General features: G+C 44.9%; 12 protein-coding genes. 11 read left to right on the top strand and 1 reads right to left on the bottom strand.

Going from position 1 to position 21718, the window contains the following annotated elements; genetic code table 11:
* The first annotated feature begins 9 nt into the window (after positions 1-9).
* The 10 genes from AB4Z17_RS13145 to AB4Z17_RS13100 all read left to right on the top strand — a co-directional run bounded on the left by AB4Z17_RS13145 (position 10) and on the right by AB4Z17_RS13100 (position 19180).
* Positions 10-2073 carry an alpha-galactosidase gene (locus AB4Z17_RS13145; protein ID WP_441960143.1) on the top strand — a complete coding sequence of 688 codons (2064 nt, stop codon included), beginning with the start codon at positions 10-12 and terminating at the stop codon, positions 2071-2073.
* Between the two features lie 152 nt (positions 2074-2225).
* Positions 2226-3308 carry an FtsH protease activity modulator HflK gene (gene hflK, locus AB4Z17_RS13140; protein WP_441960141.1) on the top strand — a complete coding sequence of 361 codons (1083 nt, stop codon included), beginning with the start codon at positions 2226-2228 and terminating at the stop codon, positions 3306-3308.
* Entirely contained in the window at positions 3305-4171 is an 867-nt protein-coding gene (gene hflC / locus AB4Z17_RS13135; protein ID WP_076267445.1) for a protease modulator HflC, read from the top strand. The genes hflK and hflC overlap by 4 nt, the downstream gene beginning before the upstream one ends.
* A 278-nt stretch (positions 4172-4449) precedes the next feature.
* Positions 4450-9957 carry a glycosyl hydrolase 53 family protein gene (locus AB4Z17_RS13130; RefSeq protein ID WP_441960139.1) on the top strand — a complete coding sequence of 1836 codons (5508 nt, stop codon included), beginning with the start codon at positions 4450-4452 and terminating at the stop codon, positions 9955-9957.
* Positions 9958-10155: 198 nt separating this feature from the next.
* Entirely contained in the window at positions 10156-11631 is a 1476-nt protein-coding gene (locus AB4Z17_RS13125; RefSeq protein ID WP_441908380.1) for a glycoside hydrolase family 53 protein, read from the top strand.
* Between the two features lie 214 nt (positions 11632-11845).
* The gene (locus AB4Z17_RS13120) at positions 11846-13561 is read left to right on the top strand and encodes a sensor histidine kinase (RefSeq protein ID WP_441960137.1); all 1716 of its coding nucleotides are present in this window, start codon (positions 11846-11848) and stop codon (positions 13559-13561) included.
* A 20-nt stretch (positions 13562-13581) separates the two neighbouring features.
* Positions 13582-15222 carry a response regulator transcription factor gene (locus AB4Z17_RS13115; RefSeq protein ID WP_441908378.1) on the top strand — a complete coding sequence of 547 codons (1641 nt, stop codon included), beginning with the start codon at positions 13582-13584 and terminating at the stop codon, positions 15220-15222.
* Positions 15223-15325: 103 nt separating this feature from the next.
* Positions 15326-17023 carry a sugar ABC transporter gene (locus AB4Z17_RS13110; RefSeq protein WP_441960135.1) on the top strand — a complete coding sequence of 566 codons (1698 nt, stop codon included), beginning with the start codon at positions 15326-15328 and terminating at the stop codon, positions 17021-17023.
* 335 nt (positions 17024-17358) lie between these two features.
* The gene (locus tag AB4Z17_RS13105; protein ID WP_076267739.1) at positions 17359-18219 is read left to right on the top strand and encodes an ABC transporter permease; all 861 of its coding nucleotides are present in this window, start codon (positions 17359-17361) and stop codon (positions 18217-18219) included.
* Between the two features lie 82 nt (positions 18220-18301).
* Complete coding sequence (locus AB4Z17_RS13100; protein ID WP_441908376.1) at positions 18302-19180, top strand: carbohydrate ABC transporter permease; 879 nt, start codon at positions 18302-18304, stop codon at positions 19178-19180.
* A 714-nt stretch (positions 19181-19894) separates the two neighbouring features.
* Here AB4Z17_RS13100 and AB4Z17_RS13095 read toward each other — a convergent pair.
* The gene (locus tag AB4Z17_RS13095; protein WP_441960133.1) at positions 19895-21196 is read right to left on the bottom strand and encodes a glycosyltransferase family 39 protein; all 1302 of its coding nucleotides are present in this window, start codon (positions 21194-21196) and stop codon (positions 19895-19897) included.
* A 298-nt stretch (positions 21197-21494) separates the two neighbouring features.
* Here AB4Z17_RS13095 and AB4Z17_RS13090 point away from each other — a divergent pair.
* The coding region (locus tag AB4Z17_RS13090; protein WP_441960131.1) for a YheC/YheD family protein at positions 21495-21718 on the top strand (224 nt) is incomplete at its 3' end.

The raw sequence follows: 21718 nt of genomic DNA, 5'->3' as shown, positions 1-21718 counted from the left end.
GGATGAGAGATGAAGATTGGGCAATTCGAGCTGGAGCAGCGCATGGAGGAATATGTTGTTGATAACGGAGTCATTCAGGCAATCGTACATTTGACGGATGGGCATGTATCGCTGAAGTGGAGCAGCGGCGCGGCGCTGGTTGGCCTTTATGCCGAAGCGCGTTATGGTTTGGAGCAGCTTCGCTCTACTTTTTACAGCAAGCATGTTGTAAACGAAACGTCTACCCACGCCATTGAGGATGGGTTTGGCAAAGGAGTGCACTGGAGCTTTGAGCATGAAGAGCTTGGCAAGCCATCAATGCGTCAGCATTTCCGTATGTACGAGCAGCTGCCTTATTTGTTGATGGAGCTTGAAGTGGAAAGCGAGCTCGAATGGGAGACGAATGAAATCACGCCGCTAGCCGCATATTTAAATGATGGAAGTATTGCACAATTTGGAGCAGATGCAGGTGCCAGCGAGGAAATCAGGGCGTTATTCGTTCCATTCGATAATGACAAATGGGTTCGTTTTGCCTCACATGCTATTCCTTGCAGTGTACACAGCTATGAGACAACCGCCATTTATCGTGCGCAAAGCAGAAACGGATTTGTTATTGGATCAGTCACGCATGATACTTGGAAAACAGGCGTAGTTGTAGAAGGGACGTTCCCTGAGGATCTGGGCAGGCTGCGCGTTTATGGCGGAGCCGCTGATATGCAGACGAGAGATACGGTTGCACACGGAACAATTCGCGGTAAAAGCATTGTATCTCCGACGATTTTTGTCGGTGCGTTCTCGGATTACCGCGATGGGCTTGAAGTGTATGGCAAGGCGAATGCCGTATTGACACCAGCACTTCCTTGGGAAGGCGGCGTACCGATGGGCTGGAACAGCTGGTCAGCCGTCATGGGGAAGCTTGATTATGATGTGTATACGTATACATCTGATTTCTTCTCCAGACATTTGCAGCAAAACAGCTTTGCTGACGATCAGGGAAGCCTTTACGTCAACTTCGACTCCTTCTGGGACAATTTATCGGAAGAGCAGCTAAAGGACGCACTAAGACGGGTAAAGGCGAACGGTCAAAAGCCGGGCACTTATTATACGCCATTCGCTTTCTGGGGCAACGATCCGGATACGCCAGTAGAAGGAGCAGATGGGGCAGTGCTTTACCGTGAGATTTTGATCAAGGATACAGCTGGACAGCCGCTGCCGAAGCTGGATGGCGCATTTGCGATAGATCCATCGCATCCAGTCGCGCTGGAGCGAATTAGAAAAAGGCTGGAGAGCTTTGTAGAGCAGGGCTTTGATTATGTTAAACTGGATTTTCTGACGCATGGCGCAATGGAAGGCGTTTTCTATGACCCCGATATAAGAACAGGAATACAGGCTTACAACAAAGGTATGGCTTGTGTGCGTGAGACACTGAATCCTGAGAAAATTGGCAGACCGTTCTTAATTAATTTGTCTATTGCTCCGTTATTTCCGCATGGCTATGCGCACAGCCGCCGTGTATCCTGCGATGCATTCGGAACGATCAATGATACCGAATATATGCTTAACGCGTTAACGTACGGCTGGTGGATTAACGATAGCTTGTACCGTTTCAACGATCCCGATCATGTTGTTCTCTACAAAAGCGACAACCAGCGTGCGATTAGCGAGCATGAAGGGAGAAGCCGTTTGAACAGTGCGGTGATTGCAGGTACCTCGCTTCTGCTCGGCGATGATTACCGAATGGAGGAGGCAGCGCGGCGAGCCAAGGAATGGATGACAAATCCAGAAATTATGGCGTTAGCTAAACGAGGTGTAACCTTCCGTCCCGTTGAGTGCAGCAGCGGGAACAAAAGTGAAAATCTGTTCATGCTGCGTGCAGAGGAAGGGACTTATGTCGCTGCTTTTAATTTCGAAGTGGAGAAGGAAAGCTTGTTGCACGCATCATTTGCAAGAATGGGCATAGATTCCTCTAAGGGGATAGTCGTTCGGGATTTGTGGAGTGGACAGGAGGGTCAAGCCGTGACAGAGGGTGACGGACATCGTATTGAGCTGGCGCCATCGGAGTCTAAGCTGCTTCTCTATGTACAGGCGCAATAGCGACTAAAATGGATTAATAGCAAGTAAAATGCAGGAAACGAGCTATTTAATACGAAAGCTAAGAAAAATATGACAAAATCGGTTACTTTTTCATCGTTTTCGCGTATTATCCCCTATAGCCATATAAAAGATGCTTGGAAGGGGAGATTTCTTTGAGCTTTACAGATCAAAATCAGAACCTAGGCGAGAATCACAGTATGAGCGGTCGAAGGCCGCCAGAGCTAAAGCCAAGTACGGTTAAAAAAATCGTATTCGGTATCGTCGCCGCAGTTATCGTCATTTATTTAGGAACAACCTCCTTTTACACAGTACAGGAGCAGGAACGGGCAGCCATTTTAACCTTTGGCAAGTATTCGAATGAAACTTCAGCAGGTTTGCATTTTAAATGGCCTTATCCGATTCAAGATGTCAAAATTGTAAAAGCGGAGCTGACACAGCGGATTCATATCGGTTATCGTCAAGTGGGCTCTGAAGCCATTCCAAATGATGATGAAGCGATGATGATCACGGGTGATGAAAACATCGTTTCCGCGGATGCGGTTGTACAATGGAAGATAAGCAACATTCATGATTACTTATACAATATTTCCGATGCGGAGCAGTTTCTGCGAAATGCAGCAAGCTCCTCGATTCGTGCAGTAATCGGCTCGGAGAAGCTTGATTACGCCATTACTGACGGTAAGACAGTCATCCAAGACAAGGTTCGGGAGAAGCTGATTGAGCTGCAGTCCAAGTACAAAACCGGCATACAAATCATTGACATTAAGTTCCAGGATATCGAGCCGCCAAGCGGTCAAGTGGCTGAGGCCTTCCGTGAGGTAACGAATGCTCGCGAGGAGAAAAACACAAAAATTAATAACGCTGCGAAGTACGAGAATGACCGTATTCCAAAAGCGCGCGGTGAGGCGCAGGCGCTTCTTGAAAATGCCGAAGGACAGAAGAAATCTCGGATTCTGAACGCCGAGGGTGACGTTGCCAAGTTTAATGCGATATTCGGCGAGTACAAAAAAAATCCGAATGTTACCCAAAGTCGTTTGGTGCTGGAGACGCTTGAAAAAATATTGCCGAACGCGAAAATCTTTATTACRAATTCGAACAGCGATACCRTAAATTATTTGCCGCTAAATGAATTGCTGCGCAGCGGTAGCGGCAGCGGCAGCGGCAGCACGACGACTCCGCCGGTAACAACGCCGCCGCCAGCCGCAGAAGCTCCGCAAGGAGGTGACGCACAATGAAAAGAAACCAATGGTTAACAATTATAGTTGTGCTGGTTGTTGTCATATTGGGCTCAGGCTCGATGTATATCGTGAAGGAAGGCGAATATAAGGTTGTGCTTCGATTTGGTGAAGCGATGAGAGCTGTGCCAGAGCCGGGCCTTAAATTTAAGCTTCCGTTCATTGAGAACGTATCGACGCTGCCGAAATATCAAATGACATATGAAAGCACGCCGACGACGATTCTAACGAAGGATCAGAAGCCGATCGTAGTAGACAACTATACGGTATGGCGCATCACGAATGCTTCCCAGTTTTTAAGAACGGTGCAGTCGGTCAGCGGCGGTATACAGCGGATCGATGAGGCCGTGTACAACTCTGTTCGCCGTAAGCTATCAGAGGTTAATTACGACAATATCATTAGTGAGAACACAGCGCGCGGCAATATTAACGATGAGATTACGAAGGATGTTGTGTCGGCGTTGACTCGTGATAATTATGGTATTGAAGTTATCGATGTTCGCATTAAACGTACCGATTTGCCGGAAGAAAACAAGCAAAGCGTATACAACCGGATGATTTCGGATCGTCAATCGATCGCAGCACGCTACTTGTCCGAAGGTGATGAGGAGTCGCGAAAAATTACTTCCAAAGCGGATCGTACAGCTACGGAGCTATTAGCTCAAGCGCAGGCTGATGCCAAAAAAATCGTCGCTGAGGGCGAGCGTGAAGCAGCCGTTATTTATAACAAAGCATACGGCAGCGACCCGCAGTTCTACAATTTCTATCGGACTTTGGAGAGCTATGCAACGACGTTGAAAAACGAGCCAGTCATTATGATGCCAATCGATTCGCCTTATGCAAAAATACTATTAGGCCAATAACCGGAAATCCCCCTCGCCTCAGCGTTGGGGATTTCTTTTTTTAAAGGCCAGCTAACGGCATTTTGAGAGTGAAAACTCGAAATGCTGTTTTTTTGTATAGAAAAGGCTATCAAACCTGCATAAATATTGCATTTGTACTGCTTGTAGTATACTTCAAATCCTTTAGAGTTAAAGAGGTAATATCTCATAAAGCGATTTTCATTGCCATAAATGACAGCGCTTTATTTGGTTCGTGTTTGACAAAGGGGATCAATAACAGGGATGAAGGGGTGAACCAAGTGAGTAGAAGAAGCATTAAAAAGGGCATTAGTATTTTTGTTATGTTTTGTATTGTATTGGGGTTGTTTACAGGTGTTCATTGGCCTGTAGTTTATGCAGCAGGCACGCCGATTATTGTGCCAAACGGAAGCTTTGAGAGTGATCTTGCTTCGTGGAATACATCGTTTACACCGGGTGAAGGAACGACGCCGATTACGATTCAGGAAAGCTGGATTCCAACCGGAGGCGGTACCAAACGATTGGATTATTGGAGCGCGTCAGCTTATACAGCTAACACGCATCAGACCATTACTGGTTTGAAAAATGGTTCCTACACGTTATCCGCATGGGTAGAGCGCGGAGCAGGATTTAATGAGAGCTATATGTATGCCAAAGACACGGGACTTGCTGAAGTAAAAGCAAATGTGCCGGAGAGCGGCACATGGGTACAAATCAGCATGCCATTAGTCGTTGCAAACAACCAGCTGACATTGGGTTTTTATGCGGATGGCAATGCAAACAACTTTATGGGCGTTGATTTGATTACGCTCGTTTTGGATGAAGCTGCTCCGGCAAGAGCTCTTGAAAATACGAGCTTTGAGCAGGATTTAACAGGATGGGAGACGAGCTTTGGACCAGAAGGCAGCGAGACGCCTATCTCTATTAAAGATTGGACTCCTGCGAATGGCGGCACGAAGCGTCTGAACTACTGGAGCGCAAACGCTTATACAGCGGATACGTTTCAGACCGCAACGGGGCTGGAGAACGGTACCTATACGTTATCGGCTTGGGTTGCAAGAGGCGACGGCTTTACACAAAGCTATATGTACGCGAAAAACACGGGAAGAGCAGAGGTGAAGGTGAATATTCCGGTCAGCTCATCCTCGTGGACCAAAATTAGTTTACCAGTCGTTATTGAAAACAATCAGGTTACGATCGGCTTTTATGCAGACGGAGCTGCAGACAAATGGCTTGGTGTCGATCTGATTTCACTGGTTAAAGAAGAGGAAGCCCAGCTGGAGCCTGTTGGCGTAGCGATTGGCAATCAGGGCTTCGAAGCAGAAGAACCAGCTCAGGTCATTAGCTCCTGGTCAGAGGAAGGCGATATGGACGCTTCCTATACGGAAGCACCGGGATATTTAAGCAGCTATGGCTTAACGCATTATTCTGATCACGATTATAAGGTGACTACCTCCCAGACGATGACGGGACTAGAGAACGGGTATTACACGCTGACAGCATGGGCGCAAAATGGCGGTGGCCAGCATGCGAGCTACATATTCGCCCGTGACCATGGCACCTCGGAGGCGAGAGCTGCGGTACCGATTGGCAGCACCTGGACAAAGGTGTATTTGCGCGGCATTCAGGTTACGAATGGAACAGCGACCATCGGTTTATTCTCAGATGCAAAAGCAGGCAACTGGACGAAGCTTGATTTTGTCGAGCTGGTGAAGGATGACCAGCCGTACAAATTTCTCAAAGGCGGCGATGTCTCAGAGCTTACTTATGTAGAATCGCAAGGCGGCAAATTTTACGACAGCAAAGGGAATGAGAAGGATTTATTTCAGCTGTTGAAAGAAAACGGCCACGATATCGTACGTCTGCGCGTCTATAATGAGCCGGGCAAAGGCCATGGCGACGGCAGCTATTACCGACCAGCAGGCATTATGGATAAGGCGGACATTCTGAAGCTTGCCAAACGCGCAAAAGCTGCTGGTTTGCAAATTCAATTGTCTTTCCACTATAGCGATTACTGGACGAACGGCGCTACGCATAATATCCCTAACGCATGGCAAACGGCGATTAAGGATTTGGCAGACGATGCTGCAAAGGTGACTAAGCTGGAGGAGCTTTTGCGCGCATATACGTTAGACGTTATGGAAGCAATGGTAGACCAAGGCACGACGCCGGAGTTCGTGTCGTTAGGCAATGAAATGCAATCGGGTATTTTGTTCCCTTACGGCAGAGCATCTGGAGGGAGCTGGGCTAATCTAGCTAGATTCCTTAAAGCCGGAGCGGAAGAGGTTAAGAAGGTTTCTCCGACCTCAAAGGTCATTCTGCATTTGGATGACGCAGGCAACACGAGCAAATATGAAAACTTTTTTGATGAGATAGAGGCAAGAGAGGTCCCTTATGATATTATCGGACCGTCCTATTATCCATTCTGGACGGATGACACGATTGAACAAATCGTTGCGTTTTGTAATTATTTCAGCAAAAGATATGATAAAGATATTATGATTATGGAGACTGGATATAACTGGAATCCTACGCTGCCAAATGGCACAATTGGCCAGCTAAACGATAATGGACCATATCCAGCAGATACGAGCTCACCTCAAGGGCAAAAAGAATTTATGATTAATTTATTCAACGGTCTGAAGAGTGTAGATAATGGCAGAGTTATCGGCGATCTATATTGGGACCCGATTATGATTGCTGTGCCGGGTGTAGGCTGGGCAATTAAAGAAATTGACGATCAACCCGATTTGAACGTGGTGTCAAATACGACTTTGTTTGATTTTGATGGCAAAGCATTGCCCGCTCATGATGCCTACAAGCAAAATACGGAAGGGTCGACGCTTGGACATATTTCGGGTGTTGTGCGAGGCGCGCTTGGCAAGAGCATCGCTCATGCGACGATAGCTGTTGATGCAAATGGTACGATGTTGACGACAAAATCGGATGCAGCTGGGAACTATTTCATTCCGGATTTGCCAATCGGCCAAGTCTATGCGATTACAGCTGCAAAAAGCGGCTATGAAGGCGGAAATATTTCAGTTAACCTCATGGAACCGGGAGCTTTCACGTCGAATCAGAATATTGCATTGATCGGCGGCGCTATTACGGGAACCGTTAAGGATCAAAACCATAATGCGGTTATTGATGCGAAGGTAAGTACGATAATTGATGGCGTTGTATACAGCGTAGTTACGGATAGCAGAGGCCAGTATACGCTTGCAGATTTGCCTGCTGCTACAAATGTGGCCGTGACGGCTGCTAAAGAAGGATATGTTAGCGAGGGAGCTGCCCATGCTTCGGTAGCAATTGGGTCGACGACTTCGTCGATTGATTTATCTTTAGCATTAAATTCAGGCACGATAACAGGTACGATTTTTGGAAGTGACAAAGCACCAATCGATAAAGCGCAGGTTAGCGTTGCTGCAGCAGGAAAAGTGTATTCCGCATTGACCAATGCAGCTGGTGAATATCGACTAGTGAACATTCCTGCGGGAATCAACTATAAGGTTATTGCTATAAAATCAGGTTATTTAAATGCAGAGTCATCCCTTGTATCGGTTAAAGTTGGCGAAACGACTAGTGATGTTCATTTGACGCTATTGAATAATCTTGGGGCGATAACAGGTATCGTATTAGACAGCTCATACTCGCCTGTTGAAGATGCGACGGTCATTGCAGTTAAGGGTGAGAAAACCTATACCGCAAAGACGAATGCAGCGGGACAATATGTACTTGCTGATGTATTAGGCGGCAATGGTTACTCCGTTTCGGCAAGCAAAGAAGGATATTTAAACGGCTCGGCCTCAGCGGTTGATGTTGCGACTCGTCAGACAACAAAAGCAGGCAACATCATTTTAGCTGCGAAAATACCGTTAATAAATGCTGGTTTTGAGCAGCAGGGTGCCGATAAATACACTCTTCCAGGATGGAACATAACGGGAACAGCAAATGCAACCTTTGCTTCGAAAGATAATCCTAAGGATGGAAGTTATGTACTAAATCTTTGGCATGCGGGAGCCTATGAATCGGATGCTAATCAGAAGATTACAGGGCTTGCAAACGGTTATTATACGGTCTCAGCATGGTTCTATAATGGCGGTGAGCAGAAGGAATATTATATGTACGCCAAGGACTCGAACGGTGAACTGGCACGTCTAAATATTCCGAAAACGAATGCGATGACACAATTCAGCATGGTTGTGAAGGTAGAGCGCGGGGAGCTGACGTTTGGCTTCTATGCAAACGCCAATGCAGGAAACTGGGCTTTAGTTGATGCGGTTGCAGTAGGTTTTCTAGGTGAAGGAACCGGTGCGATCAGTGGTGAAGTGCAGGATGCAGCGGGCAACAAGCTGGCGGATGCTGCCGTAAAAACTGTCATTAAAGGAGTAGAATATGCGGCGGTTTCGAGTGCTGCAGGTGAATTCACCTTGTCAGATATACCGCAAGGATCGGGTTATTCTATTGCTGTGAGTAAAGCAGGCTATATCACGAGCTCAGTAACTGAGGTGGCTGTTACCGATAAGCAGGTGACATCTGGAGTAACGATTGTGCTGGCAGCAGAAGCGGGACCGTCACCAACACCGACGACACCAGTGGATCCAGAACCAACACCAACGACGCCGGTGGAGCCAACACCGACACCGGCCGCACCGGTGACACCGCAGCCTACACAAACAGTGCAGGCGGTGAATGTTGATTTGAGGCAAGGGCTGAAGAATGGTAAGGATCATTCAATCACAGTAACCGCGATGCCGACAACGGGAGCCTTAGGCATCATTGCGAATATGGCTGCAAAGCAGATGACAGAGTTAGCAAATGAAGGACTGCAAGCGGTTATTTTCAAAACTGGCTTTGCAACGATCTCGTTCGCACCTGACCTGTTCAAGGATGTAATCAACCCAGCATCAAACAACGTACAATTTTCAGCTGCTAAAGTGGATGCTTCAGCCTTATCCAATGAAGTGAAGAAGGCTGTAGGCGACCATACGGTTTATGATTTTAATCTTACCGTCGATGGGGTGAAAGTTCCTCATTTTGATAAGAACAAGGTCATAATCGAACTTCCGTATACGTTGCGTCAAGGAGAAGAGCCTCATAACGTTGTTATTTATTACATCAACGAGGATGGTAAGCTGGAAATAGTGAAAAACGCGATATATGATGCTGCGAAGGCGACAATCACTTTTAGTCCATCGCATTTCAGCAAATATGCAGCGGTTTACAAGGCTGTTTCATTTACCGATCTAGCTAAGGCTGGATGGGCACAGCAGAGTATCGAGTTCCTTGCGGCAAGAGGCATCATAAGCGGATTTGAGGATCAAACCTTTAAGCCGGCAGATGCCGTAACAAGAGGACAATTCCTGCAAATGTTAATGGGGATTTTGGATACAGCAGCTAAGGGAGATGTACCAGGCTTCTCGGATGTTAAAGGAGGAGCATGGTATGCAGAAGCGATCATAAACGCTCAAAAGCTCGGTATTGTGAAGGGCAAAGATGATGGCAGCTTCGGTGTGCATGATGTCATAAGCCGTGAAGAAATGGCTGTTATGATGTACCGTGCTGTAAAAGCAGTCAACGTAAAGCTGAGTAATCTAACAAACGTCGAAGCTTTTGCTGATCAAGCGCAAATAGCTGATTATGCCGCAGAAGCTATTCAACAGATGCAGCAAGCCGGTTTAGTCAGCGGAGTCGGGCAGGGTGTATTTGCACCGAAAGGCCATGCGACAAGAGCACAGGCTGCTGTTATTTTAGAAAGATTGTTTCAAATGATGTATTCTGCCCATTAAATAGTTAGACAACAAACAGGGTATATCCTTAGACGGATATGCCCTGTTTGTATTAAAAAACCATTTGTACGTTCACTCAACATGCCTAATCAAACGTATGGTTTAAAAAGCAACCAATATGTTGTGAATATGCCCTGTATGGCGTGGAATCGGTTTGATACGATAGCAAAGAACGATTACGAATGAAATCGGAGGTATATGATGCATTTTTCTTTTGAGACAAACGAGCGGGCTGACTGGAGCTTGTTTTCTAACGGCAATCAAGTCGCAGAGGGCATCCAGCAGGATCATCCGTCGTCTACTGAGTATCTCATGCTTCAACATACCGCTTCTTATTGCTCAGCGGCGTCTAGGGCTATTGAAAAGCTTGAGAACGGCTATTATACATTGACAGCATTGACGCAAAACAGCGGAGGGCAACAAACCTGCTATATTTTCGCGGAGGCTGTAACTGGTGAGACTCGGATAACAAGCCTTCCAGTATCATCGGAGTGGATACCTGTTATTATACGAGGCATAGAAGTAAGGGATGGAAAGTGCACCATTGGTCTCTTTACCGAAGGGAACGGCGGGGACTGGTGTAAGGTAAAGTCATTTGAACTTGTGAAAAGTGATGAGTCCTATGAGCTGCTGAAGGGCGGGGACATCTCCGAGATGCCGCGGATTGAGGAAAATGGCGGTATTTATAAAGATAATCATGAACCAATGGACGGCCTTGAAATATTGAAAGCTTACGGGCATAACATCGTTCGGATTCGACTATATAATGATCCTGGAAACAAAGACTACTGGCCTTCGAATCAGCTGGACGCTAGAGGTTATCAGAACGAGGAAAGAACGCTCGCTTTAGTAAAAAGAGCGAAGGACATGGGATTCCAAATTCAATTCTCTTTCCATTACAGTGATTACTGGACAAATGGTTTGGCTCAGCATAAGCCACATAACTGGGAAGGACTTTCTTTTGCGGAGCTGAGAGAAGCTTTATATCAATATACACGAGCCTTTATGACGCGTTTGGTCGAACAAGGCACAGCTCCTGAGTTTGTATCGCTTGGCAATGAAATACAAGGCGGCATGTGTTATCCCGATGGTGCTATTGCGAATTGGCCGCAGCTGGCTGAGCTTCTAAAGGCAGGTTATCAAGCGGTGAAGGAAGTATCTGAAACGAGCAAGGTCGTTATTCATTTGGACGGCGCGACTGAGGATGAGAAATACGAGCAGTTTTTTGGCAATTGCGAGCGGTATAGCGTTCCCTATGACATTATCGGACCATCCTATTATCCGTTCTGGACACAGGCATCGGTTCAGCAGCTAGTGGCCTTTTGCAATAAGCTGGTTGCCAGATTTGATAAGGATATTTTGCTCATGGAAGCGGGTTTTAACTGGAGCGCGGTTACGGGGGCTGGCATGCGCGGTCAGCTTGAGAACAATGGGCCCGAGCCGTACGAGAGTACGCCAGAAGGTCAACGTGATTTCATGTATTCTCTGATGAACGGCATTAAGCAGGTAGATGGGGGAAGATGCCTTGGCGTGCTCTACTGGGACCCCGTCATGATTTATGTACCAGGCGTAGGCTGGCAGAAGGACGCTCCTAATGTAGTTGATAACACGACGCTGTTTGATTTTGAAGGAAACGCGCTGCCCTCCATGCTTGCGTACAAATATAACAATTAACGTAACGTAAGAACCGGGATGTCGGAGTGAAAACCGATATTCTGGTTCTTTTTTTGAAAGAATAGAAATGTTGTGCGATAAAGTAGTTGTAAAAACATAACATACATTTCGATTTTACGGGTTGAATTGAATGGAATGTCCACGTATGGTGAAGAGGAAGAAAAAGATTTTTAAGCAGCAGCCCAAATGACATCCAGCAGAGGTGCAAAGCAATATGCCTAAAATTAATTTATTTACTAAAATCGTCGCTCTAATCATCATTATGCTGGTTCCGATTATGCTGCTCTATTTCTACTCTAATAAGACTAGCACTGACATTCTTGGCGAGGAGCTTAACAAGTCGAACACGAATCAGCTCCTATTCTTTCAGAATCAAGTCAATACAAGCATCGATTCGATGGCCCTTTGGCCTGACTTATTGATACAGGACCCCGATATTTCGTCGCTTCGCGATATTTTTACGGAAATGCCGGAGCTGAGTCTGAGTATGATTACTTTGATCAAAAGAATTCAAACGAAGCTGGCCATTCAGCAAAATTCATCGAAATGGCGAAGCAGCCTTCATATCTATTCACCGATTCTCCATAGAGATATTTCGGATAATGACGTTGTGCTGTATGACGACGCCGATTTGAAAAAAAGATTAAAGCCCGGCTGGCAAGTGAAGGCCGCTGAAAATAATGAATTTGTTTTCTCTCGTTATGCGGTAACACCGTATTCCAGTTACCTGGACCCAAGCAGCTCGAACCTGGTCATTGAGGTGCAGTTCGACAGCTCGAACATTAAAGATATGCTGGACAAGTTCAAGAGCGATGGCCGCCGAGAGCCCTTTTATTATTTGGAAGGCGTCGGCGTTATTTATAATCGCTCGGCAGATAAGGAACTGACGAACAACGTAATCCATTTGTTGAAGCAGCAGCCGCTTCAGGACTTGGAAAGCCGTACGATCGATTTGGGCGGGGAAAAATATTTGGTCAATATTGTGAAGTCAGAAACGATTGGTTGGCATTTGATCGATTATATTCCGATTTCCGAAATCATTCGACCTATTCAAAAGACTAATCAATTATTTTATGTATCTTTGGCAGGCTTACTGCTGTTATGCTGCATCGCTGCTTATCTTTTATATGCGCAGGTACAGGTTCCTATTAAGCATCTCATCGTTGGGTTTCAGAAGCTGAAAAATGGTGATTATTCGGTTCGAATGAAGCCGCGCGGCAGGAGCGAGTTTGGTTTTCTTTATACGCGCTTCAACTTAATGGTCGCTCAAATTCAAGAGCTGTTCGAAACGGTATATTTGGAAAAAATTCATGTGCGGGAAGCACGTTTGAAACAGCTGCAATCACAAATTAATCCGCATTTCTTCTATAATTGCTTCTCGTTCATCTCGAGCATGGCCAAGCTTGAAAAGAATGAAGCAGTCGTTGCCATGTCGCATCATTTGTCCAACTATTACCGTTATACGACAAGGCAGGAACGCGATCTTGTTGCGATGTCAGAGGAAATTAATTTTGTAACCAGCTATTTGGAAATTCAAAAAATGCGCATGCCGCGACTGCAGTATTCGATCAGCTTGCCTGCGGATATGCGCCATCTTGAAATTCCGCCGCTGATGCTGCAGCCGCTCGTTGAGAATGCAGTTATTCATGGTATTGAGGCATGGACGGATGCATCAATTATTCAAATAACGGGAGAGTGGCATGAAGAAGGAGCACGGCTTGTCGTAGAGGATGACGGCAAGGGGATGAGCATGGAGGATATTCTTATTCTTCAGCACAAAATGCAAAACCAAATGGATGAGCAAATGGGCTGCGGGCTATGGAATGTGCATCAGCGCATGCACTTAAGATTTCGCGGATCAGCAGGGGTTAGCTTCTCATCCTCAAATCTTGGAGGTCTAAAAGTCACGATTACTTGGTCACCAAGCTAGATAAAAAAAGGGGTTTTCAAATGATTGAAATTTTATTGATTGATGATGAGTCGTATGTTACAGGAAGCTTGGAGAAGACCATTCCCTGGCTCTCGATTGGCATAAAAAGCGTGTATCAAGCGACATCTGCCTTTGAAGCGTTGGAGCTTCTTGAAGAAAACTCGATAGATATTGTCGTTACCGATATTGCGATGCCGGAAATGAACGGGCTTGAGCTCGTTCAAGAGATCAGCCAGCGCTGGCCTAACATAAAATGCATTCTGCTTACAGGGCATTCTGATTTTCAATACGCTAAAAAGGCCGTTCAGCTGCAAGCATTTGATTATATATTAAAGCCGGTAAATGACGATGAATTTGTGAAAACGATATCGGGAGCAATCGAAGCGCTAAAGGATGAATGGGAGCAGGCAGAGAAATATCAGCAGCTGCTGTATGACCGCAAATCTGATTTTAAGGTGCTGCGCGCCAATTTTATGGTTGACTTGGTATTAGGCAGACAGCTTTCGCCAAAGACGATTAAAGAGAAGCTGACGCAATACGAAATTTCTCTTGAGATAGAACGTCCAACCGTCATGATGCTCGTCCAACTGGGCAAACAATTTTCACATCTGGATTATAGCTCTTCCTCGCTTATGGAGTTTGCCGTAGGGAATATTGCGGAGGAGTCGTTTGCTCAGCATTTCCATGTATGGCATTGCAAAGCTCCGCATGAATATTTGCTTATTATGGCGCAGCCTAAAACGGAAGCTGGCGAGAAATCAGAATTTAGTATGGAAAGCCGCAATTTGCGTAAAACGATACTTGCCGAAGCAACCAAGAAGCTTCGTACAAATGTGAGCAACTATCTCAAAGGAGATATCTCGATTGTCGTTACGGATTGGTTTGAGTTTCCAAGTGCGATTACGACTGCGTATCGTTCCGGCCTAGGAGCGATGTTCATGATTGCAAATGAAGAACAGCACTCTATTCATTATTTGGAGGATCGCTCGGGCAAGGACAACACTTTTGTTAAATCGATGGAAAGCTTATATAAGCCGCCTACGATGATAACCTTGCTGGAGTCGAAGCGCTGGGATGCGGTAGAGCAGAAAATTAAAGATGTTTTTGCCGATTTGAAAAATACAAGATTCTCAAGAGAGCATCTATACGAGGTATACTTAGCGCTTACCAATGCTTTTATGTATATTACGCATAGACAGGGCCAATACGTATCCCAAATCAATGAGCTGGGTATCGATTTTATTTTGGATCAAACGGTTGTACTATCGCCTGATCGGCTGGAGGATTGGTCAATTGGCGTATTGCATAAGCTGCAAAGCGTGCTTTCAGTGAAAGAGGAAAGCTCAAAAAGCTTTATCGTTAAGCAGGTGCAGGAAATTGTTGCGAACAACCTCAGCTTAGATACGACTGTAAAAACGATTGCTGATCGCGTGTTTCTTCATCCGGTCTATCTCTCGAAAGTATTTAAAGCGGAAACGGGAGAAAGCCTAAGTGAATGGATCATCGGAATGAAGATGGAGCGGGCGCTTTATTTGCTGAAAAATACGAACAAAAAAATATATGAAATTACGAGTGAGCTTGGTTATCAGAATCCGCAATATTTTAGCAAAACGTTCAAAAAATATTATGGTATGACACCTCAGGAGTTTCGCGAACAGTAAAGTGGTTGTAAAAGGTGCTGATATGTTCGCTTTGTGTCATAGGCTGAAATTGCCCCTAAGCCTATAATTAAGCATGTAGAACATAATTATGAGGGGGATTACAATGAATATGAAAACAAAGAAACGGTTCACGTTCATGCTTTGTATGCTTCTAATCGTATCAGCCATCATTGGCTGYTCGAACAGCGGCAGCAAGGCAGAGCCGTCGAATAAGCCAAGCGACAACACTACCGCGGGCAATGAGGAAAACCCTTACAAAGAGAAATACGATCCGCCGGTTACGATTTCCACTGTATGGGGAGTAGACCCTGCGCTAACCTTCCGTGAGGGAGAAACGATTGAAAACAACGTGGCAACAAAATGGGCGCTCGATACGCTTGGTATTAAAGTAGATTCCCTTTGGTCTGTGACAGATACAAATGGAGCATTTGCAACAAAAATGCGCCTTGCGATGTCTTCAGGGCAAAAAATGCCGGATGTTGCTGTCGTTGGCGACAAACTGCTGGCACAAGATCTAATTGACTCCGGCATGTTCCAAGACGCAGGCGAGCTGTTTGATAAATATGCCGGCGAGAAATGGAAAGCGGCAATGAATCTGGATACCAGCGTATGGAATGCTTACATGCGTGATGGAAAACGAATCGGTATCCCTTTACTTGATTATGCTTACAACAACGACTATGTGCTCTGGATTCGTCAAGACTGGATGGATAAGCTTAATTTGAAAGCTCCAAAAACGATTGCTGAGCTGGAAACGGTAATGGAAGCTTTTAAAAACAATAATCCACAAGGATTGTCGCCAGAAAAAGTTGTTCCACTAAGCGTTGGCTTTAAAACGTCGATGAATACTTGGATGGGTGATCCATCATGGGTATTTGGCGCATATGGCACACTTCCTGCACAATGGAATGAGGCAGCGGATGGAACTTTGGAATACGGTTCTACGAACGCAGGCATGAAGCAAGGTTTAATTAAGCTTAAAGAGTGGCGCGACAAAGGTTATATTCCGAAAGAAGCAGCACTGTGGGATGAGAATAAAACGTCTGAACCAGCTGTAGCTGGAACAGCAGGCATTATCCCTGGACCTTACTGGATGAGCGGCTGGCCGCTATTGGATACAGCAAAAAATGCTGAAGGCGCAGTATGGAAGCCTTATGCGATTCCAACTGGTGAAGACGGTAAAGCAATGCGTCACGGCACTTCCTTTGTAAATGGCGTTATTCTGATTAATAAAGATATGAAAAATCCAGAAGCTTTCTTCACTTACGAGAACTATCTATTCGACAACCTAGCTGACCCGCAAGAAGGAAGCCCGTTCGAGCTAGGCGCTTTTGAAGGTTATGATTACGCTCTTGATGCTAGCGGCAAACCGCTGTACTTGGATGATGTTCCAGGCGGTGCCATTACGGCTCCACTACGTTATTTCATTGTACGCGACGGTGCGCGTATTCCTGATGCACAGTTTAAAGCATTGCTTAACCTAGCTGACGGCAAAGAAGCAAAAACTTATCGCGAGAAGGAAGTTGTTGCGCAGTACGGGCCAGAAACGGCACTTGCGGCAACTGTCGTTATGGAGCAAGATGCGATTTCCAAGAAGGATATGTTTGTAGGACCTCCTACCAAAACAATGAAATCACGCATGGACTATTTGAAAAAAATCGAAGCTCAAACGTTTAATGAAATCATTTATGGCGCAAAACCGGCTGAAGCCTTCGATGAATTCGTGAAAAGCTGGAAGTCATCCGGCGGCGACGATATGACGAAAGAAGTTAATGAGTGGTATGCTGGTTTAACGAAATAAGCTTGACGAAATGCGGTCCCTGAGGGGCCGCATTTTTTTGTGTTATGGAGCAAGCTAAATTCACATGTTGGATCGCAAAAGTGGTTGCATTTGTGCCATGAATGTTGGGTTTGTTAGCTACTTCAATTTTTCCGTCGCTGATATAATTTTTATATAAGGAACGCGATGCATACGTGCCGTGACAGGCTGATTGCGTTCTGCATTTCATCCAGCGGGAGGAACAAAACATGTCTCAGCAGCAAACAATTCAACCAGATGACATTTCGGTATCTGTTGTCAAATCAAAAGGAAAACCGCTGTTTTATTACCTTATAAAGCAATGGCCATTCCATCTTATGGTGCTTCCATCCCTCGTCTTTCTAATCATCTTCGCATACTTGCCAATGGGTGGACTTGTAATGGCTTTTCAGGATTATAAACCATGGCTAGGCCTGACAGGCTCGGAATGGGTTGGACTGGACCAGTTCCGCTATTTGTTCGAGAGGCAAGACAGCCTGCAGGTGATCTGGAACACGCTAATCATCGCTATTTTCAAAATGGTACTGAATCTTTTTGCTCCATTCGTATTCGCTATTCTATTAAATGAAATTAGAAAGCAGCTTGTCAAACGTTTTGTACAGACGCTAGTCTATTTGCCGCATTTTTTATCTTGGGTTATCTTGGGCGGTATTCTTACAGATCTTCTATCGACGGAAGGCGGGCTGGTGAACCGTCTCCTAACAGGAATATTCGGAATCGAGCCGATTTTCTTCCTAGGCGATGGCGACTGGTTCCGCTTCACTGTTATCCTCTCTGATGTATGGAAAGAGTTTGGCTTCGGTACCGTCGTATTCCTTGCAGCGCTCGCCAACGTTAACCCATCGCTTTACGAGGCTGCAGAGGTGGATGGCGCAAGCCGCTGGAAGCAGACGCTTCATATTACGGTTCCGTCGATGATTCCGATTGCTATTGTAGTCGGTACACTGGCGCTCGGAAACGTGCTGAATGCGGGCTTCGATCAAATTTTCAACCTTTATAATTCCTTGGTTTACGCGAAGGGCGATATTATTGATACGTTTGTATACCGCACTGCTATTTTAAGCGGCGAAATGGGATTTGGTACGGCAATCGGATTGTTTAAATCGGTGATCAGCTTTGTCTTAGTCGTTATCTCCTATCGCCTTGCTTACAAACTAGCCAATTACAGAATTTTTTAAAAAATATAAGCAAGATCGCGAAACGAGTTAGCCGTCTGAGGACGCGATGGCCGTTTACGCTAGCCAAAGGAGGACCTGCCGAATGTATCATAAATCACCATCCTATCGCGTTTTCAACACGTTTAATACGATCCTATTGATCGTTCTTGCCCTGCTGTGTGTGATTCCGCTGCTGCATGTGCTTGCGGTTTCGCTAAGTGCAAAGGCGGCAGCGGATGCCAATATCGTCGGTCTATGGCCGGTCGATTTCACGTTGGATGCTTACCGAAAAACGACAAGCAATCCGATCTTTCTAAACTCGATGTGGATCGCCGTTCAGAGGACGGTAATTGGAACGCTGCTGACCTTGGTGTTAGCTTTCTTGGCTGCCTATCCATTATCCAAAGAAAACACCGCATTCCGCGGCAGAAATATTTATGCATGGCTATTCGTATTCACGATGCTCTTTAACGGGGGACTTGTCCCGTTTTATATGGTCATTCAAAAGATTGGCCTTATGGACAACTTTTGGGTACTCGTCCTTCCAGGAGCGGTTAATGTCTTCTTAACGATCCTCATGCTCAACTTTTTCCGCGGAGTACCCAAGGAGCTGGAGGAAGCAGCGCTCATTGATGGAGCAGGACATTTTCGTACATTGTTCAGCATCTATCTACCCGTTTCTTTGCCGGCTATTGCAACGCTTGCTTTGTTCAGCATGGTCTTTCATTGGAATTCATGGTTTGACGGCCTGCTTTATATCGGAGATCCAAAGCGTTATCCGCTGGCCACATTCCTTCAAACGGTCATTATTCAGCGCGATATGAGCTCAATGAGCATGAACCCAGCTGATTTAGCGCTAATCTCACAAAAAACAGTAAAATCAGCCCAAATCTTCATCGGCGCTCTCCCGATACTTATCGTATATCCATTCCTCCAAAAGTTTTTTGTCAAAGGTCTGGTAATGGGTTCAGTAAAAGAGTAATCGAGTAAACACAACACGCACTCACATCCCACTAAAAAACAGGGGCTGTCTCAAAAGTCATTTTGCTATTTTTTGAGTACTACTTAGAACTTATTTTCTTTGAGAAAATGGACCTCAACCTCCACTATACAGTGGAATTTGAGGTCCTTTCCTTTGAAAACGGGGATGTTCCCCTGTTATGCGAAGACTTTTGAGGCAGCGTCTGCAGCAGCTTCATCTAAGCGCAGAAATGCACTTATTTAACGAACTCTTCTTCAAATCTGCTCAATTAGAGGTATTTGCATTATTTCAATCTTGTTTGTTAAAAACAGGTGTACTTTTGCACTTATTTACTCTCCACTATCGGTTCACGCACATTACAAACATACAACATGCATAAGCCACTTACACAATCAAATCAGACTCTAATACTAATCAGCGGGTTATGCACCCAAAGTAAAGCGTGTCCCAAAGGGACGAAAGCGTTCCAACGCGAACGCAGCAAACAAGTGTATGGCTAGCTCTGACGTTAGTCCAATTGAGGGTGTCCAGAGGGCGCAGCCCTTGGGGCCCTCCCTTGGAAGGGAGGGTTTGGGAGGGGTCGAAACGCTTTTGAAGGTTTGGTAGTAATCATTAAAGGGTTCGAAACGCCTTTGAAGGTCCGGTAGTAATCCTATAAGGTTTGGAAAAGCCTTTGAAGGTCTGGTAGAAGCCTCTAAAGGTTTGGTTCCCCCTTTAATGGTTTGGTTGTCTCAAAGAACTTCTCTTCTTCGAACGCACAGCTTCAACTAGCTCATGAATGAGATAGGCTGCATATATGGTGATAAACGCCATAATGAAGTAACCGTATCGTTCAAACGTAATAAATGGCAGCGAAGTAAAAATGAAATATAAAATGGTTATTATCAATATCGATAGTTCTTTGCGTTTGCTTTTAAAAATAACAGTCATGAGCAATCCAATTACTCCGAGCAATAGCAGCACGTAGTGATATACGCCCACGATGGGTTTTGAAATATGAAGTACAGGCTTCCAATAATAAGGTACTTTGACCATATCGACTACCCGATCAACGGTGTAATGTTTAATATAACGATTGCGATCCGTTTCAAATCCATAATTTCTAATTTTTTTGGCAAGCTCAGCTTGAATTTCATTGGATTCGATGGCATCCTTTGCCTCGCCTAACCGCTTAAAGTCCTCACTGAATTTCTCTTCTGCACCAGCTGGATATCTCCAATCGATCATAGCTCCCAATACAGATGGATTGCCGGACGAGAGCGTGAGCGGAATAAATTTATCAAATACGACAGCATTTCTTATCCACCAAGGGGAAATGCAAATTAATATTACAGCAGATACAACAATAGCTGGTTTAATAATCTCTTTTATTTTATATCCTCTAACTAGCATGTAGATTAAAAATACGACCGGAAGGAGTGCAAAGTTTGGCCTTGCATATATCCCGATACTTAAACATACTGCTGCAATGGCGAACCAACTCAATTTCTTTTTATCTACTGCTACAATTCCGGTATAAATAAACAGCCATAAAAATAATTGCCCAAAGGCTTCCGTTAAAATCAAATTTGCTGCCATATAGTTAGGAGCATATAGCGCGAACAGCAGGATTGCTATTACACCGATTCGTTCATGGAAAAATCGGCGACAAACTTGATAAAGAAGAATCATCGTTCCTGCCATCATTAGTACTTGAAGAATGCGGAATGCGGTAATTCCGTTCCAATATCCAAATATCTTCATACAAAATGCCAACACCATCGTAAGGGCAGGCATAATAAATACAGTCGAATCTTCTACTTTGTGATAAGTAAATGTACCTTCATTAAGTAAGGTCTCGGCACTTCGTATATATTTTACATCATCGTTATTATATTCTTCGAAATTGCCTAAATACATATCGCTGCCTTGCTGAAACGTGATGAATGTTCCTATTGCAATGAAAAACACAACAACAGCTGCTAAAATAATACGGTATAAAAGTGCCTCATTGTCTACTTTTTGAAAAATTTTCATTTCATTGCCCCGCTTTTCATGATTTATAACTCTTATAAATAATAATGTGACCTCAAGCTTTGTGTCTAATGGGTCTATTTGGGTTAAACGAGTTCTTTCAAGATACAACCATTCCTATCATTCCTAGTTTTTATTCTGCTGCTCACCTTTCGCTTATATTAACTCCATTATAACGTGTATCATATGAAAAATGTTCCAATCCGTTGGAAGAAAAATGGATTAGTATATTTGATGTCTATAAACGTTCGTACAGTTGCACTTGTTCATCCTGTCATAAAGTAAGCTGAGGTGAACTTTTGTGTATAAAAAAAAGTATGCAAGTCGCAATATAAGAGGAAAACTGCGCGTATGCAAATACTTATGTGCGAATAAAAAATTGAAGCGGTATGTACCGCATACGGTATCATTCAGCCGTGAGCACTTGCAGATGATGCTAAACCGTCATGACACGGTTTATGTCAAGCCAGATATTGGCTCGCTCGGTTTGGGCATATTTAAGCTGAAACGGGTAAATTCAGGCTA

The organism is Paenibacillus sp. TAF43_2, assembly GCF_052113545.1.
Lineage (GTDB): Bacteria > Bacillota > Bacilli > Paenibacillales > Paenibacillaceae > Pristimantibacillus.
Note: the sequence above shows the minus strand (reverse complement) of the source record. Positions and strands in the feature narration are given on the sequence as shown.